General features: G+C 58.2%; 13 protein-coding genes and 3 pseudogenes. 9 read left to right on the plus strand and 7 right to left on the minus strand.

Features of this window, described 5'->3' with window-relative positions; all coding sequences use genetic code 11:
* From ACRAUW_RS02335 to ACRAUW_RS02345, 3 genes and pseudogenes are all read left to right on the plus strand, one after another.
* A pseudogene (locus ACRAUW_RS02335) lies at nucleotides 1-141 on the plus strand (AI-2E family transporter YdiK); the annotation flags it as partial.
* A 205-nt stretch (nucleotides 142-346) separates the two neighbouring features.
* Nucleotides 347-934 carry a single-stranded DNA-binding protein gene (locus tag ACRAUW_RS02340; RefSeq protein WP_431361007.1) on the plus strand — a complete coding sequence of 196 codons (588 nt, stop codon included), beginning with the start codon at nucleotides 347-349 and terminating at the stop codon, nucleotides 932-934.
* Nucleotides 935-1,079: 145 nt separating this feature from the next.
* Nucleotides 1,080-1,823 (plus strand): substrate-binding periplasmic protein, encoded by a 744-nt coding sequence (locus tag ACRAUW_RS02345; protein ID WP_431361041.1) that lies wholly within the window; start codon nucleotides 1,080-1,082, stop codon nucleotides 1,821-1,823.
* A gap of 72 nt (nucleotides 1,824-1,895) precedes the next feature.
* On the opposite strand, the gene ACRAUW_RS02350 is transcribed toward ACRAUW_RS02345, so the two are convergent.
* On the minus strand, nucleotides 1,896-2,021 hold the full coding sequence (locus ACRAUW_RS02350; protein ID WP_019445191.1) for a hypothetical protein: 126 nt from the start codon (nucleotides 2,019-2,021) through the stop codon (nucleotides 1,896-1,898).
* A 208-nt stretch (nucleotides 2,022-2,229) separates the two neighbouring features.
* Between ACRAUW_RS02350 and ACRAUW_RS02355 the strand changes: the two are divergent.
* A pseudogene (locus tag ACRAUW_RS02355) lies at nucleotides 2,230-2,510 on the plus strand (IS1-like element transposase); the annotation flags it as partial.
* 163 nt (nucleotides 2,511-2,673) lie between these two features.
* Here the strand turns inward: ACRAUW_RS02355 and ACRAUW_RS02360 are convergent.
* Together ACRAUW_RS02360 and glpX are read right to left on the minus strand one after the other, a co-directional pair.
* Complete coding sequence (locus tag ACRAUW_RS02360) at nucleotides 2,674-2,925, minus strand: YkgJ family cysteine cluster protein (protein WP_005336384.1); 252 nt, start codon at nucleotides 2,923-2,925, stop codon at nucleotides 2,674-2,676.
* Nucleotides 2,926-3,059: 134 nt separating this feature from the next.
* Entirely contained in the window at nucleotides 3,060-4,070 is a 1,011-nt protein-coding gene (gene glpX, locus ACRAUW_RS02365) for a class II fructose-bisphosphatase (RefSeq protein WP_005336386.1), read from the minus strand.
* 207 nt (nucleotides 4,071-4,277) lie between these two features.
* Here glpX and ACRAUW_RS02370 point away from each other — a divergent pair.
* The 4 genes and pseudogenes from ACRAUW_RS02370 (at nucleotide 4,278) to pbpG (ending at nucleotide 7,471) form a co-directional block, all read left to right on the plus strand.
* Nucleotides 4,278-4,911: pseudogene (locus ACRAUW_RS02370) on the plus strand (porin).
* Nucleotides 4,912-5,120: 209 nt separating this feature from the next.
* Nucleotides 5,121-5,963 (plus strand): DMT family transporter, encoded by an 843-nt coding sequence (locus ACRAUW_RS02375; protein WP_431361008.1) that lies wholly within the window; start codon nucleotides 5,121-5,123, stop codon nucleotides 5,961-5,963.
* Nucleotides 5,964-6,098: 135 nt separating this feature from the next.
* On the plus strand, nucleotides 6,099-6,299 hold the full coding sequence (locus tag ACRAUW_RS02380; protein ID WP_431361009.1) for a hypothetical protein: 201 nt from the start codon (nucleotides 6,099-6,101) through the stop codon (nucleotides 6,297-6,299).
* A gap of 260 nt (nucleotides 6,300-6,559) precedes the next feature.
* Complete coding sequence (gene pbpG / locus ACRAUW_RS02385; RefSeq protein WP_431361010.1) at nucleotides 6,560-7,471, plus strand: D-alanyl-D-alanine endopeptidase; 912 nt, start codon at nucleotides 6,560-6,562, stop codon at nucleotides 7,469-7,471.
* A gap of 548 nt (nucleotides 7,472-8,019) precedes the next feature.
* Here the strand turns inward: pbpG and ACRAUW_RS02390 are convergent.
* From ACRAUW_RS02390 to hemC, 4 genes are read right to left on the minus strand one after another with little or no spacing between them, the layout of a single operon-like run.
* The gene (locus ACRAUW_RS02390) at nucleotides 8,020-9,183 is read right to left on the minus strand and encodes a heme biosynthesis HemY N-terminal domain-containing protein (protein WP_431361011.1); all 1,164 of its coding nucleotides are present in this window, start codon (nucleotides 9,181-9,183) and stop codon (nucleotides 8,020-8,022) included.
* 10 nt (nucleotides 9,184-9,193) lie between these two features.
* Nucleotides 9,194-10,243 carry a uroporphyrinogen-III C-methyltransferase gene (locus tag ACRAUW_RS02395; protein WP_431361012.1) on the minus strand — a complete coding sequence of 350 codons (1,050 nt, stop codon included), beginning with the start codon at nucleotides 10,241-10,243 and terminating at the stop codon, nucleotides 9,194-9,196.
* Complete coding sequence (locus tag ACRAUW_RS02400) at nucleotides 10,240-10,974, minus strand: uroporphyrinogen-III synthase (RefSeq protein ID WP_431361013.1); 735 nt, start codon at nucleotides 10,972-10,974, stop codon at nucleotides 10,240-10,242. The genes ACRAUW_RS02395 and ACRAUW_RS02400 overlap by 4 nt, the downstream gene beginning before the upstream one ends.
* A complete protein-coding gene (gene hemC, locus ACRAUW_RS02405) occupies nucleotides 10,971-11,900 on the minus strand; it encodes a hydroxymethylbilane synthase (protein ID WP_431361042.1) in 930 nt (309 codons plus the stop codon). The genes ACRAUW_RS02400 and hemC overlap by 4 nt, the downstream gene beginning before the upstream one ends.
* Before the next feature lie 322 nt (nucleotides 11,901-12,222).
* On the opposite strand from hemC, the gene ACRAUW_RS02410 reads away from it, so the two are divergent.
* On the plus strand, nucleotides 12,223-14,742 hold the full coding sequence (locus ACRAUW_RS02410; RefSeq protein WP_431361014.1) for a class I adenylate cyclase: 2,520 nt from the start codon (nucleotides 12,223-12,225) through the stop codon (nucleotides 14,740-14,742).
* Nucleotides 14,743-14,772: the final 30 nt, after the last annotated feature.

Here is a 14,772-nt window from a genome sequence, read left to right on the forward strand (position 1 = left end):
GGCGGCTTGCTGGCGATGGGGATCATCGGTCTGTTTATCGGCCCCGTGGTGCTGGCGGTGGGTTACACCCTGCTGGATGCCTGGATCAAGGAAGATGACCAACCGGCGCCTGTGGCTGTTGAGTCCTCCAAGGCAGAGTGACTCTCTTACAGCACCTAATGAGGACGGGGCTTTACCTTTGGCACATCAAGCCGGTTAAGGATGCTGCCAATCCGCTTCGCAACTGTTACTATGACCGTCACATGCGTCTGCGGGTGATTGCGCCCCGCACACAGCAACTAATCAGGTATCTAGTCGTGTTGGACCAGGTTTCGACCTGGCCGGTAAATAAGGTGGAAGAGAGATTATGGCCAGTCGAGGCATCAATAAAGTCATTCTGATCGGTAACCTCGGGCAAGACCCGGAAGTGCGCTACATGCCGAGTGGCGGTGCCGTGACCAACATTACTCTGGCCACCTCTGAAACCTGGCGCGACAAGCAGACCGGTGAGCAGAAAGAGCGCACCGAGTGGCACCGCGTCGTCTTCATGGGCAAGCTGGCCGAAGTGGCTGGCGAATACCTGAGGAAAGGCTCCCAGGTCTATGTCGAAGGCAAACTGCAGACCCGCAAATGGCAAGATCAAAGTGGCCAGGATCGTTATACCACTGAAGTGCTGGTCGATGGGTTCAGTGGCGTGATGCAGATGCTGGGTGGCCGTCCACAAGGTGGTCAGGGCATGGGCCAGAATATGGGTGGTCAATCCCAGGGCAACTGGGGTCAACCGCAGCAGAGCATGCCAGCCCAGCAGCCGATGAATCAGCAGCGCCCGGCGCCGGCTCCGCAGCAGAACATGCAGCCGCAAGGCGGTTATGGCCGTCCTGCCCAGCAGCCACAATCTGCGCCGCCGGTATATAACGAGCCGCCGATGGATTTCGACGACGACATCCCGTTCTAAAAACAGAAACATTAAAAAGCCCTGATAAATCAGGGCTTTTTAATGCGATCAAGGCTGAGCTACTCAACTCGAAAGGGATATGACTTTTTATGGCTGCCAGCCCAGTGATGGATATTCTCGACAGGAGCACTCTGTGAAAAGTGCAATGCAACTGCTCACCTCTTTGTTGCTACTGCTGACCAGCTTACTGCCTGGCCAGTTGTTGGCCAAGCCACTCAAGGTTGGGGTCAGCTTTGCCATTCCCCCCTATGTCATCAAAGGTGATAATCGTGGTATCGAGCTGGACCTGCTGAAAGAAGCTTTTGTTGGCAGCGGCTATGAGACCAGCTTTGTATTTCTGCCACTGGAACGAACCTTCCGCCTGTTCGAGTCAGGAAAGCTGGATGCCATCATCAACGTCAGACCTGGCATGGTTGCTCCCCAATTTTTGACTCGCCCCGTTATTACCTTCCATAACAGGGTCTTCACCCTGCACGGCACCCATATTCGGACCCTTGACGATCTGCATTCAAAGCGGGTCACCGCCTTTCAACGGGCAAGGATCATTCTGGGGAGTGCATTCGCCACCATAGTTAATCAGAATCCTAACTATGAGGAGGTAGCCAAGCAGCAGGTGCAGGTACATCAGCTAATGCGCGGCCGGGTCGATGCAGTCGTACTGGAGGAGCGGGTGTTCTACTACTACCTCGACCAGCTGATTGCCACCGCCCAGGCAGGCGAGCACTACGAGCGCAATCAGGTCAGGCAGGCAGACCTCTTCCCGCCCACCGTCTATCACTTTGCCTTCCGAACGGCCGATGCCCGCAATCTGTTTGATAAGCGCCTTGAGGCGATGCGTCAGGATGGTCGTTATCATAAGATTTTCGCGGCTTACGGCGCCACACCGTGAGCCACAAACATAAAAGCCAGCCGGTAAGGGCTGGCTTTGTACTGGCTCCGAAGGCACAGCAGTATGGGAGCGTTACTTCATTGCGCTGCCGTTTTTCAGTTCTGCTTTCTGACGTTTGGCTTCGCGTTTCTCTTTCAGTGACATCTGCGGTTTTTTCTTGGCATCTTTGCCGTTGTGATGTTCTTTGTTACTCATCATCAAACTCCAAAAATGTTACCCAGACAGTTGGTTCCTCATGGGAGCCAGCATGCCATCCGAATTATCGACTTCAGTACGCTTGGTGCGATAGTGCATGACCATCACCAGAACCAGCATACCCTCCAGCGGCATCCGGATCCAGCCTCATTCTGGGCCAAAAAGTGTAGGGTAATGCCTCCGATCGGTTGAGCTGGTGTGGTGAGTTCCTTTGAGGCTTATTGCTTCATGGCATCCATCACCGTTCACTGCCTTCGTTGCAACTCTGACCACGTATATCGTAATGGGAAGACCCCTGCTGGCCATGTTCGCTATCGTTGCCCCGCCGGTCCCCACGTGTTTCAGCTCACCTATACTTATGAAGCCCGCAAGCCTGGTGTCAAAGACGAGATTGTTGATATGGCGTTCAACGGCTCAGGTGTTCGTGATACCGCTCGCGTCCTCACAATTGGCATTAACACTGTCATACGCGCCCTAAAAAACTCACCCCAAAGCCAATGACGGGTCCCTTGGCGCCGAGCTGACAAAGCCAAAATTGTCATCGTAACGTATTAATTTTAGTTGATGAGAAAGTCCTGTTTTTCTGAAATCAAGGGTGGCAATAGCCTGAGACCGCACAATGCGGCCTCTTTTTTATCTCTTTGTTCTGCTCTCGTCAGGTGGTGAGCCGCTCCAGCTCGCCGATCAGCCAGATGGCCTCGGCGCGATGGCTGCCGCACACATCCATCATGGGGCGAAAACCGCCGCACACCGCTGGCCGCTCCGGTTGACCGAAGATTTTGCAGCCAAGGGCGCTATCGAGCTGGATACAGGGGACGCCAGCCGGTTTACCATCTGGCATACCGGGAATGGCACTGCTGATACTGGGGGCGATGCAACAGGCAGCGCAGCCGCTACGACACTCCATAGACTCCACTCCTTTGGCACGGTCTGAACCACCATAGCCGAAGCGGCGGCACAAACGTAGCTGGCGCACAACAAAAAGCCCGACCGCACGGGCGATCGGGCTTCAAACCACACAGCCGGTTCAGCGAGCCATCATCACAGGATAATGTCGCGAACCACGCTGTCTTTGCGCTCAAGGTAATGGATCGACTTGATACGGCGAATGGTACGGGATTTACCACGGATCAACAGAGTCTCGGTGGTCGCCATCACGCCATCGCTGGTGATGCCATCCAGCAGATCACCCTTGGTGATGCCGGTAGCGGAGAAGATGACGTTGTCATTCTTCGCCATGTCTTCCAGCTTGAGCACCTTGTTCACATCGATGCCCAGCGCTTCGCAGCGGGCAATTTCCTGCTCGCCCAGTGCACGCACTTCCGGGCTGTCGCCCTTGACGCGATGACGCGGCACCAAACGGGCCTGCATGTCGCCATCCAGCGCGCGGATCACCGCCGCGGAGATCACCCCTTCCGGTGCGCCGCCGATGCCATACAGCATGTCGACTTCGCTGTCCGGCAGACAGGTGAGGATGGAGGCGGCAACGTCACCATCAGGAATGGCGAACACCCGCACGCCCAGACCCTGCATCTCCTTGATTGCCTTGTCATGACGCGGCTTGGCCAGGGTAATGACAGTCAGACGGGAGAGCGGCTTGCCCAGCGCCTTGGCCACGGACTTCAGGTTCAGCTCGAGAGCCTGATCCAGGTCGATGGCGCCTTTGGCCTTGGGCCCGACGATCAGCTTTTCCATGTACATGTCAGGCGCTTTCAGGAAAGAACCCTTGTCGCCCACCGCCAGTACGGCCAGCGCGTTGGCCTGACCCATGGCAGTCATGCGGGTACCCTCGATGGGATCGACCGCGATATCCACCGCGTCGCCGTGTCCGGTACCGACCTTCTCGCCGATATAGAGCATCGGCGCTTCATCAATTTCACCTTCGCCGATCACAATCTCACCATCGATCTCGATCTGGTTGAGAATGTGGCGCATGGCCGCTACGGCCGCACCATCAGCGATATTCTTGTCACCACGTCCGAGCCACTTGTAGCCAGCCAGTGCAGCCGCTTCCGTCACTCGGGAAAACTCGATTGCCAGTTCACGTCTCATCGCATATCCAACCTATGGAGCTCGAAAACGGGCGGCATTCTACCACAAGGGCAAACCTTTGCGCACAAAAGTAGCTGACAGGAGCATAAATCTAGCTAATTCATCCAATTGCAATCTCACTGCCATCGACTCTTCATCCAGTTGTCACCCCTGCTACCTTACATGGCCCCGCTTTCCCAACAAAAGCTTGAAAAACAAGGGATTAAGATGAAAAAGCTGACTACTGTGGTGGCACTGACAGCCGTTTTTCAGGCACAAGCCGTTGAAGTGTATAAAAACGACACCTCTTTGCTGGATCTCTATGGCCGCATCTATGCCGGCCACTTCTTCGGTGACAAGAAAGAAGGGGTCGATGCCCCCCGAACGGCACTCAGGATTACAGTGCCAAGCAGGGTGCCCACCAGTTTGTTCGCTTCTGGCCCAATACGAAGTACAGACGTATATCAACGACAGCGAGAACTCAGACAACCTGCGCACCCGTCTGGCGTTCGCCGGTGTCGGCGTTGACTGGGGTACCCTGACCTTCGGCCGTCAGAAATGGGCCCCCGGCCTCCTGGCTGACTGGACCGATATATCCCTCTCCGATGGTTATGGCAACGATGCGCTGGGCTACAACTTCGAGAACGGCTTCGGTCTGATGGCCCTGTGGAATAAGCAGGATCAGGACAAGGCGGGCGTGAAGAATGACAACGTGGATTACTAAACTCTGGGTGCCCAGTACAAGTTCAACAAGAACCTGCGCGTTATCGGTGAGTACCGCATCAACAATCTGGACCGCGTGGCCGGTACTGCGACCGCCAACAAGGATAACTTCCAGCTGGCTGCCCGTTACGACTTCTAATCGGGTCCGGATGAAGACCAAAGGCGCGCTGACATGCCACTGCGCTTTTGCTGGGCATAGCAAACGACCGCAGACAATGGCCCAGGCGTATCAGAGAAGGGGTTGCATGGGCGAAGAGCCAGAAACGCCGAAGCCTTGATAAAGATCTCGGTCAATCAGGCTCCTGAAGGGTATTCTTTTGACCCCCCATCGCCCGAGAGCCTGCCTCCATGAGTACCACCGTCTTTTTCGCCGTTCTGCTGGCAGCCCTGCTTCACGCCAGCTGGAATGTGCTGGTCAAAATTGGCGAAGAGCGGTTGGTGGGTGTATCACTGGTGGCGATCTTCTCCGGGCTTATCGCCGCCGTGGCGCTGCTGCCCATGGGGCTTCCCTCTGCTGCCGAGCTGCCCTGGCTAGGCCTCTCAGTCCTGCTACATACCGGTTACTGCCTGTTTCTCAGCCATGCCTACAATCAGGGCGATTTTGGCCAGATCTATCCGCTGGCCCGTGGCAGTGCCCCGCTGCTCGCCATGGCGTTAAGTGCCATATTGCTGGGGGACTACCCCGGTTACGGCGGCATCGTCGGTGCCTGCGTGCTGATCATGGGGGTCTTGCTGATGGCCTGGCGAGGTGGGCAGCAACGCCTTGACAGCAAGGCAGTTCGGGCGGCACTGATCACGGCCATGTTTACGGCGACCTATACCCTCTCGGATGGAGCCGGTGCCCGCGCAGGGGGTGAACCGGTACGCTACACACTCTGGCTCTTTGCCTGTACCGGGCTGGCGATGCTGCTGGTGCTGATCGTCCACCAGAAACGCAACGCATGGCGCCAGATCCGTCAATATGCACTGGTTGGCGCCACCGGAGGTGCCATGTCACTGCTCGCCTACGGGATTGTTATCTGGGCCATGACCCAAGTTCCCATTGGCGTGGTCGCGGCGCTGCGCGAAAGCAGTGTGCTGTTTGCCATGCTGCTTTCGGTCTGGCTGCTGAAAGAACCGCTCGGGCGCATGCGGCTGACGGCAGCAGCCATCATTACTGGCGGCGTGCTGCTAACACGGTTGGGGGGATAAGACCTGTCGCCATTGGCTCCGGTCAATCTGGCGGTCGGCGCCATCATACGCCGGAGCACTGTTCCGAGCGGGGGAGCACTTCCCGCTGAGTCCTCTTCATCAGAATGCTTGATTCGCTAGTCATCTCGGTCGTAAATGGCAGGGCCTGCTCTTTATGCACTTTTTGCCAGACTTGGCATCTTCCTGCTCAACCGGGTCACCTGCAGTAACCTCTTTACCGTAGTGTCCCCCTTTATCTCCGGCGATATATCCACCTGCGTCTGGACCATCATTGACCCGCTACTGTTCGTGGTGATCGCCATGCGATTCAAGATCAAGCAGGAAGATGTTCACTAAACGGTGAGCAATGCTCCATGCCAATAAGGTCTATTTTGGTCCCGATTTTTTTAGCGCTGGCACCCTCTTACCATAACGGCCAGCCCATAATGTCAATGCCAGAAAGGGACCCTATAGAGACCACTTTCACGTTCTCTTCGTCGTCAGAGCACGCTCAATGCCGTAAATTATCAATATCAAGGTGAGAATGATTGTGAAGCGCCAGTTCACGACATATAACTTAGCGAGATATCCCTGTATTTCGTCCGGTAGAGCTGATCATGATGATGCGTTCCCTCCTTCCCCTGTTGCTTGGCGCAGTAATGCTGCCAGCCGCTATGGACAGTGCCCATGCCAACCCCTTTTCCGCCAGCAGCAAGAGCAGCAGCGGCTTTCTCGAGCGACGGGATGTGCCCAACCTCAGCTCGGCCGCTTTCGTGGTGGCCAACCACAGAACCGGCGAGGTGATCTCCGAGCGCAACGGCAACCGGGTAATGCCCATCGCCTCACTCACCAAGCTGATGACGGCGCTGGTGGTGCTGGATGCCAACCTGCGCCTGAATGAAATGCTCACGGTGACCAATGCCGACATCGACCGCATCAAGGGAACCGGCTCGCGCCTGGCCATAGGTTCCAGGCTCAGTCGCGCCGAAATGCTCCATATCGCCCTGATGTCCTCTGAAAACCGCGCCGCCTCGGCGCTGGCCCGCCACTATCCCGGCGGCCAGCGCGCCTTTGTCGAGGCGATGAACGCCAAAGCCCGCATGCTGGGAATGTGGAATACCCGCTACGCCGACAGCACAGGGCTCAACCCACGCAATGTATCCACCGCGCAGGATCTCGCCAAACTCGCCGCCGCAGCGGCCTCCTATCCGCTGATCCGCCAGTACTCCACCGACGAGCAGAGTTATGTGCGCACCAACAAGCGTCAGCTGCACTACCTCAACTCCAACCGGTTGATCCGCGAAGGGCAATGGGAGTTCACTCTCTCCAAGACCGGCTATATCCGCGAAGCGGGCCGCTGTCTGGTGCTGGGCACCAAGGTCAATCGCGAGCCGGTGATCATGGTGTTACTCAATGCCGAGACCACCAACGATCGGGTCGCCGATGCCAAGCGGCTCAAAACCTGGCTGGAGAGCTCGGGCAGAACCACCCTGGCAGCCAACCAGAGCAGCATGCTGACTCACCAGTAAGCTCGAGATCCCCAACCAAGCGAGGCGCCCGCCTCGCTTTTTTACAACAAGGCCTTCCCCACAACGGGTGGCGAACTGATCAGCATGCTCTTGGGTGATAAAAACCATGCGCTGATCCCCCCGGAGCCATTATCGCACTGGCACTTGCAAGCAACCTCGGTTCCCCTGCTGTTTTCCCTGCCCTGATAGCGTGGAGTCAATGCTCTGACGCAGCAAGATTTGGCAAGAAAACGGCAATAAAAACTGTCAGCTGACGCTGCTGCCACATCAAGAACAGGAAATAACGAAAGCGGGAAAAGAGAAGGGATGCCAGACGGTAACGGGAGGTAGTGCCTGACCAGCTGCAACACTCCAACACGCAGGAACACAAAAACACAAAAGGCCATCATTGCTGATGGCCTCAGACTATTGAAAAAAACCTGATTTCAGAAAAACAGGGCTTTCTCATCAAACAAAATCAATACGTTACGATGACGATTTTGGCTTTGTCAGCAATCTGAGGCCGCATTGTGCGGCCTCTTCTCTTTTTGCTGTTTGCAGTTTTAGGATCAGATCCCCGCCAAGTCCAGCGCCTGACGGTAGTACTCGTTGGCCTTGTTGGTGAGGCGGCGCTTGTCCATCAGCTGGCCGAGAGCGTGATAGGCGGCGGCGCTCGGCGCCCGCTCCACCTCCTGCTCCAGCAGCTTCTGGGCATCGTCCAGTTGGCCTGCCAGCAGATAGAGCTGGGCCAGTGCGGTGTCCACCTCCGGTTGCCCCTGCTGTTTTTGCAGCAGTGCCAACAGCGGCTGGTAGCTGTCGAGTTTCAGCTTGGGCAGGCGAGCCAGCAGCTGCGGCATCGGCTGTTTGCGCAGCGCCTCCTGCCACAGGGTGGCAGCCTCGCTGTCAGCACCCAGCTGGCGCAGCAGATCGCCGTAGCAGGCTAGCAGTTCTGGCTCGAGGCGCAGCTTGCGCGGCAGATCCTGCCATACCGCTTTGAGGGTCTCGAGGCTGCCGGCAGCCTGTTGCAGGCGGCCACACCAGGCCTGTTGCAGTAGATCTTCTTCCTGTTTCGGGGTCAGCTTGCCCACCTTGTGCAGTGCCGGGATCAGGTCGCACAGGGCGCTCCAGTCCTGACGGGCCAGATGCACCTGACGCAGCTGATCCAGCACCATGGGATGGCGCGGGTTGAGGGCGTAGACCGACTCCAGCATCGCCAGCGCGGTATCGTACTGGCCCTGCTCGATCTGCAACTGGGTCTGGGTCAGGGTGAGCGCCAGCTCGGCTTTGGGATTCTCCTCCTGCGCTTTTTGCAGGTATTGATCCCGGCGGGCGTCGTCACCACGGGCCTGTGCCGCCTTGGCGGCGCTCAGGTAGTTGAGCAGCGGGGTGTCGCTGTTGCTGGCCCCCTTGATCATCAGCTTTTCAGCCTGACTGTAGTGCCCTTCGGCCATTGCCAGGGTGGCGGCGACGGTCTGTTGATTGGCTTTGCGGCGGCGGCGCGAGCCGTACCAGCCGAGGGTCTTGCGGCGCAGGCCGAATGCCCGACCCAGCAGCCACTCGACGATCAGCAGGGCGCCGTAGAACAGCACTGCCAGGATCACCGCGCTGGTGACGGAAGATTCGATGGTGTAATTGCCAAGGGCAATCAGCACATAGCCCTTGTTACCGGAGGCTTGCGGGCCAAAGATCAGCCCTGCGACCATCACTGCGACCAGAATGATTATACGGATCATGGTGCCCTCCTCAGCTGCTGGCCAGAATGCGTTGCAGGCGTTCGGTCAGCACCTGCTCCAGCATCGCCTGGGTCTTGAACTGGGCCGGATAGTCGATCTGGATCTGCTCACCCTTGAGCTTGTCGATCTCGCCCTGCATGTAGCGGGTGGCGCTGTTGTCGGTGTCGAAATACTGGGTCAGCCAGCGCTGGGCCTTGTCCAGGCTGTCTTCGTAGAGCGCCTGCTGCTCGCGATAGACCGAGAGCTGGGCCTGCAACAGCTTGGTCTTGAGGTTTTCACGCAGGAAGATCTCTTGTTGCGGCGAGAGCAGCGCCTCTACCGCGCCATCGCGGCGACGGATGGTGACGAAGTTCTCGGTGAACTTGACCCAGTTTTTCTTCAGGTTGCTCTCCCACTCGTCGGGATTGGTGCTGACCGTCTGATCCGGCTCGGCCTTGGCTTCCGGCATGCTGACGGTGGAGAGGGGCAGCAGCTCGATCTGGTCGGACAGTGCAGCCAGCTTGAGGGTCAGCCCCTCGCGGTCGATGCGCGGCATCCCCTTGAGCTTGGCGATATCCTCGGCCAGCGCCTTGCGGATCGGCATCAGGCTGGGGTCGTTGAGGGAGGCGATCCGCTCGTCGGCGTTGCCGAGCAAGGTGATGGCGGAGACGAGGTCATGTTCCAGCCACAGTTTGCGGCCCGCCATTCGTACCAGATATTCGGATTCGGCCAGCATCCAGTCGTTGGGGCGCTTGTCGTTGAGATCCAGCACCCGGTTCTGCAGACCCTGCATCTCCCCCTGCAGCCGCTGCTGGGTTTGATCCAGTGCGGCCAGCTGCTCGGCATCCTTGCTGCTGGTCTGGTCGATCTTGCTCAGGGCGCTCGCCAGCTGCTGCTTGAGCTGGGCCAGTTCGGCCTGCTGGGCCACGGCGTTCTTGTGACCGTGCAGATAGAGGCCGCCGGTCAGGCCAAGGGCCAGCAGGATGGCGACCCCTCCCAGTACGGCACCGGAGCGGCTCTTGCTGCCATTGACCACAGCGGTCGGCTGGGGTTTGACCTGGGATTCTTGTTGTTCTGTCATTCCATCTTCCTCAGTTCCAGTGCGGCCGTCAGGGCCTGGTTGGATGCACCTTGGGCAATCGTGATATGGATAAAGCCCGCGGAGTGGGCCATCTCGGCCACGCGCGGGCTGGGGACCACCAGCAGGCGGTCAAAAAGCCAGGGCCGCTGGTGGTCGGGAACCAGCTCCAGCAGCCGTTGCAGCAGTTCACCACTGGTAATGAGCAGGCTGTCCAGCCCAGCTGCCTGCCAGTGGCGGGTTAATTTGTCCCCGTCTAGCTCGGGGTAGTGGCGTTCATAGGCCGCACAATAGTGCACCAGAGCACCGCGTGAGGCCAGCGTGCTGGCGATGAGATCCCGCCCGCCATTGCCGCGCAGGATCAGTACCCGTTTGCCTGCTACCTGCTGCAGGGCGGGCAGGGCCAGCAGCCCTTCGCTGCGCGGGTCATCCGGGCAGCTTGCCGTGATGCCGATGGCGGTAAACGCATCTGCGCTGGCCTGACCCACCGCAAAGTACTCAATATGTGGCCAGGTCTGACCAGTTTGCAACAGAAAATCGTGTGCAAAATGAACGGCATGGATGCTGACGGCGATAACCGCGTCAGCACTGCGCAACAGGTCGGGCAGTAGAGGGAGTTCACTGCCCGCCACGGTTTCCAGCAGCGGGCAGCAGAGTGGTGCATGGCCGTGCTGGCACAACAACTGCACCAGCTCGGCGGCCTGGGCGGCCGGACGCACCACCAGCGGGATCATGCGCGGTAGACCTCGGCCAGGATCTCGTCGGCACCGGCGGCCAGCAGGCGCTGGGCCAGTTGCTCGCCGAGGGCCTCACCGTCGGCCAGCGGACCGCGGATCTCGTCACGGATCACCTGGCTGCCATCCGGGCTACCCACCAGACCGCGCAGCCAGATCTGCTCGCCTTCGACCAGTGCGTAGGCACCGATAGGCACCTGACATCCCCCTTGCAGGGCGCGATTCATGGCGCGCTCGGTCAGCACCCGGGCGCGGGTTTCGGCGTGCTCCAGCGGCGCCAGCAGGGCGTGCAGCTCAACATCGTCGAGGCGGCACTCGATACCGACGGCGCCCTGACCGTTGGCGGGCAGGCTCTGTTCCGGCTCGATAAAGGCGGTGATGCGGTGCGCCATCTCCAGTCGTTTCAGACCGGCGGCGGCGAGGATAATGGCGTCGTACTCACCGGCATCCAGCTTGGCGAGGCGAGTGTTGACGTTGCCACGCAGGTCGCGGATCACCAGGTCCGGGCGGGCGGCGCGCAGCTGGCACTGGCGGCGCAGGCTGGAGGTGCCGACCACGGCCCCTGGCGGCAGTTCGGCAATGGTCTTGAAACAGTTGGAGACGAAGGCATCGCGGGGATCTTCCCGCTCGCAGATGGTGTGCAGACCAAGTCTCTCGGGGAACTCCACCGGCACATCTTTCATGGAGTGAACGGCGATATCGGCCCTTCCTTCCAGCATGGCGGTCTCCAGCTCCTTGACGAACAACCCCTTGCCACCGACCTTGGCCAGCGGGGTATCGAGGATCTTGTCACCCTGAGTGCTCATGGGCACCAGTTCGACCTGCAACTGCGGGTGCAGGGCTTCGAGCTGTTCTTTGACAAAGTTGGCCTGCCACAGGGCCAGCGGGCTCTTGCGAGTGGCAATTTTCAGGGTTCGGGCTGCCATATCAATCAGTTGTTTCATTTTTAGAAGGAAATCGATATTACCACCCTTTGCTCGGGCTTTCATGGCGAAGCCGGCAAAAGCGGGCTCAAGCTCAAAAACGCATGCTGAAAATGATTTTCATTAAGCAGGATTGTTATTTTAATTTATTGAATATATTGGGATTTAATGATTTCCAATGATACTTGATAGGGTCATACTAGAAATAATCTGGCGTTTAGCTGAAGGCTTGTTTACCACCGAGGTTTGCATTGTTAACATGATCACACTTTTTTGACGTATCCCCGTTTTGGTGCGTCATTTCACTCAGGTGATAGGCAGGGCATTGCAGGAACACATCGATACGCTGGTTGCGCGTTATGACGAGATTACCCGTCTCAAGACGCAGCGGGCGCTGGGCCTCATGAGTCGCTACGGGCAGCAGGTATTTCAACTGCTGCCTGTCATGCTGCACTTCAATCATCCCCTGTTGCCCGGTTATGTATCCGGTGATGTCCCTCATGGCATCTGGAGCTTCACAGCCAGCGCCGAGCAGCAAGCCTTCATCGATGATCTCTGCCAGAATGCCAATTGCCTGAACGGGCTTGCGACCCATGATCGAGCTATTCAAGGGCTCTACTCCATGGGCAGCACCTCCTCCATTGGCCAATGCTGTCACTCGGACCTTGATATCTGGGTTTGCCATGTGGCCGGCTTGTCGCAGGAGCGGCTCGATCTGCTGGAGCTGAAGTGCCAGCAACTCTCCAAGTGGGCCGAACAGCGCGGGGTCGATCTCAACTTCTTTCTGATCCCGGAAGACAAGTTCCGCCAGACCAATGATGCCCAGATGCAGGGGGAGAGCTGCGGCAGTGCCCAACACCTGCTGCTGCTCGACGAGTTCTACCGCAGTGCCATGCGTATCGCGGGCAAACGCTTGATCTGGTATCTGGTACCCACCGAGTGTGATGATCACTACGATGCGTATGTGAACGAACTGTTCGAGAGCGGCAAGCTCAAGCAGGAAGACTGGCTCGATCTCGGCAGTTTTGACCGTATTCCGGCCGAAGAGTATTTCGGCTCCGCCCTGTGGCAGCTCTACAAGGGGATTGACTCCCCTTACAAGGCGGTGCTCAAGTCGGTACTGATGGAGGCCTACTCCCACGAGTACCCCAATACCCGCCTGCTCTCGATGATTGGTCGCGACTGGTTCCAGCACAACGAGGGGATGCACTACCGGCTCGACAACTACTGCCTGATGCTGGACAAGGTGACCAACTATCTCAAGTCCATCGGCGACATGGCGCGACTCGATTTGGTGCGCCGCTGCTTCTACCTCAAGGTGTGCGATGGCCTCAGCCATCCTAAGGATGATCACTCTCCCGAGTGGCGCCGCGAGCAGATGAACCAGCTAGTCTCCTACTGGGGCTGGAATCAGGAGAAGTTGTGCCACCTCGATCAGCGCCACGAGTGGAAGGTCGAGGAGGTGAAGATCGCCCATGCAGAGTTGCTGGAGGCCCTGATGCAGAGCTACCGCAACCTGATCCAGTTTGCCCGCCGCAACAACATCAGCGAATCGATCAACCCGGAGGATATCGGCATTCTGTCGCGCAAGCTCTACGCCGCGTTTGAGAGCCTGCCGGGCAAGGTGCAACGGGTTAACCTCAAGATAGCGCCAGATCTGAGCGAGCCGGATCTCAGCTTCGTGCAGGTGCCCCACGGTCGCCTCAACCGCGCCGGCTGGTATCTCTACAAACATTCGCTGGAGCCGGTGGACATCATTGGTCGCGCACCGCTGGAGTTCAACGGCTACATCAGCAAGCTGGTCTCCTGGGCCTATTTCAACGATCTGCTGACGCCCCAGTCGCGGGTGCACCTGTTCAATCAGGGCTCGGATCTGCACATCGACAATCTGCACCAGTTCTGCCGTGATCTCTCCGGCTGCTTCCCCGAGAAGTACCCACTCGCCACCAACCTGGCGCTCAGTCGGCCGTGCGAGATCCGTCAGCTCTCCATCTTCCTCAATCTGGAGATGGACCCGACCAGCCACTGGGTCGGACAGGTGATCGAGTTCGACGCCAATACCGTGGATGTCTTCTCGTTTGGCCGCAATCAGGAATGTCTGGTCGGTTCGGTGGATCTGGTCTATCGCAACTCCTGGAGCGAGATCCGTACCCTCCATTTTCAGGGGGACGAGGCGGTGGTCGATGCCCTCACCACCATCCTCGGCAAAATGCATCAGGATGCCGCTGCCCCCGAGATGATCGAGGTATTCTGCTACAGCCAGCACTTCCGCTCTCTGGTGCGCACCCGCTTCCAGACCCTGGTGGCGGAGTGTATCGATCTGCGCCTGGCTCGCGACAAGCAGCAACTGGTCAAAACCATGGCGCTTGGCAAGGAGAAGTACGGTATCTTCTTCGAGCGGCGCGGGGTGTCGGTGAAGAAGCTGGAGAACGCCATCGATTTTTACCGTCATATCTCCCACAACAAGCTGGATCACCTGCCGCTGCGGCTCGACAAGACCCACAGCCAGCATCTGCCTGGCATCGTCGATGCTTATGCCAGCGAAGGGCTGGTGCAGTTCTTCTTCGATACCCGGGATGCGGGCACCAACATCTATATCCTCGATGAGGTGAACCGGGTCGAGATCTACCAGCACTTCGCCGGTAACAAGGATGAGTTGGTGGCGGGGGTCAATCGCTTCTACACCTCCAATAACGAGAGCTTCAGTGATGACGGTCAGTTCATCAACTTCAACCTGCCCCAGTACTACGAAATAGTGCAGCAGAGTGGCGAGCTGGCGGTGATCCCCTATCGCAGTCAGGGGGGCGGGCGTGAACCGGTGCCACCTACCTGGGAAGTGGGTTGATCTGCCAGTTGGAATCGCCATAAAAAACGG

The sequence above is a fragment of the Aeromonas sp. genome (genome assembly GCF_050633025.1).
Classification (GTDB): Bacteria; Pseudomonadota; Gammaproteobacteria; order Enterobacterales; family Aeromonadaceae; genus Aeromonas.

Excerpts from the sequence above, each read along its gene's own strand:
- ACRAUW_RS02340 (WP_431361007.1), top strand. The coding sequence starts at position 347 with ATGGCCAGTCGAGGCATCAATAAAGTCATTCTGATCGGTAACCTCGGG.
- ACRAUW_RS02345 (WP_431361041.1), top strand. The coding sequence starts at position 1,080 with ATGCAACTGCTCACCTCTTTGTTGCTACTGCTGACCAGCTTACTGCCT.
- ACRAUW_RS02350 (WP_019445191.1), bottom strand. The coding sequence starts at position 2,021 with ATGATGAGTAACAAAGAACATCACAACGGCAAAGATGCCAAGAAAAAA.
- ACRAUW_RS02360 (WP_005336384.1), bottom strand. The coding sequence starts at position 2,925 with ATGGAGTGTCGTAGCGGCTGCGCTGCCTGTTGCATCGCCCCCAGTATC.
- glpX (WP_005336386.1), bottom strand. The coding sequence starts at position 4,070 with ATGAGACGTGAACTGGCAATCGAGTTTTCCCGAGTGACGGAAGCGGCT.
- ACRAUW_RS02375 (WP_431361008.1), top strand. The coding sequence starts at position 5,121 with ATGAGTACCACCGTCTTTTTCGCCGTTCTGCTGGCAGCCCTGCTTCAC.
- ACRAUW_RS02380 (WP_431361009.1), top strand. The coding sequence starts at position 6,099 with ATGGCAGGGCCTGCTCTTTATGCACTTTTTGCCAGACTTGGCATCTTC.
- pbpG (WP_431361010.1), top strand. The coding sequence starts at position 6,560 with ATGATGATGCGTTCCCTCCTTCCCCTGTTGCTTGGCGCAGTAATGCTG.
- ACRAUW_RS02390 (WP_431361011.1), bottom strand. The coding sequence starts at position 9,183 with ATGATCCGTATAATCATTCTGGTCGCAGTGATGGTCGCAGGGCTGATC.
- ACRAUW_RS02395 (WP_431361012.1), bottom strand. The coding sequence starts at position 10,243 with ATGACAGAACAACAAGAATCCCAGGTCAAACCCCAGCCGACCGCTGTG.
- ACRAUW_RS02400 (WP_431361013.1), bottom strand. The coding sequence starts at position 10,974 with ATGATCCCGCTGGTGGTGCGTCCGGCCGCCCAGGCCGCCGAGCTGGTG.
- hemC (WP_431361042.1), bottom strand. The coding sequence starts at position 11,900 with ATGGCAGCCCGAACCCTGAAAATTGCCACTCGCAAGAGCCCGCTGGCC.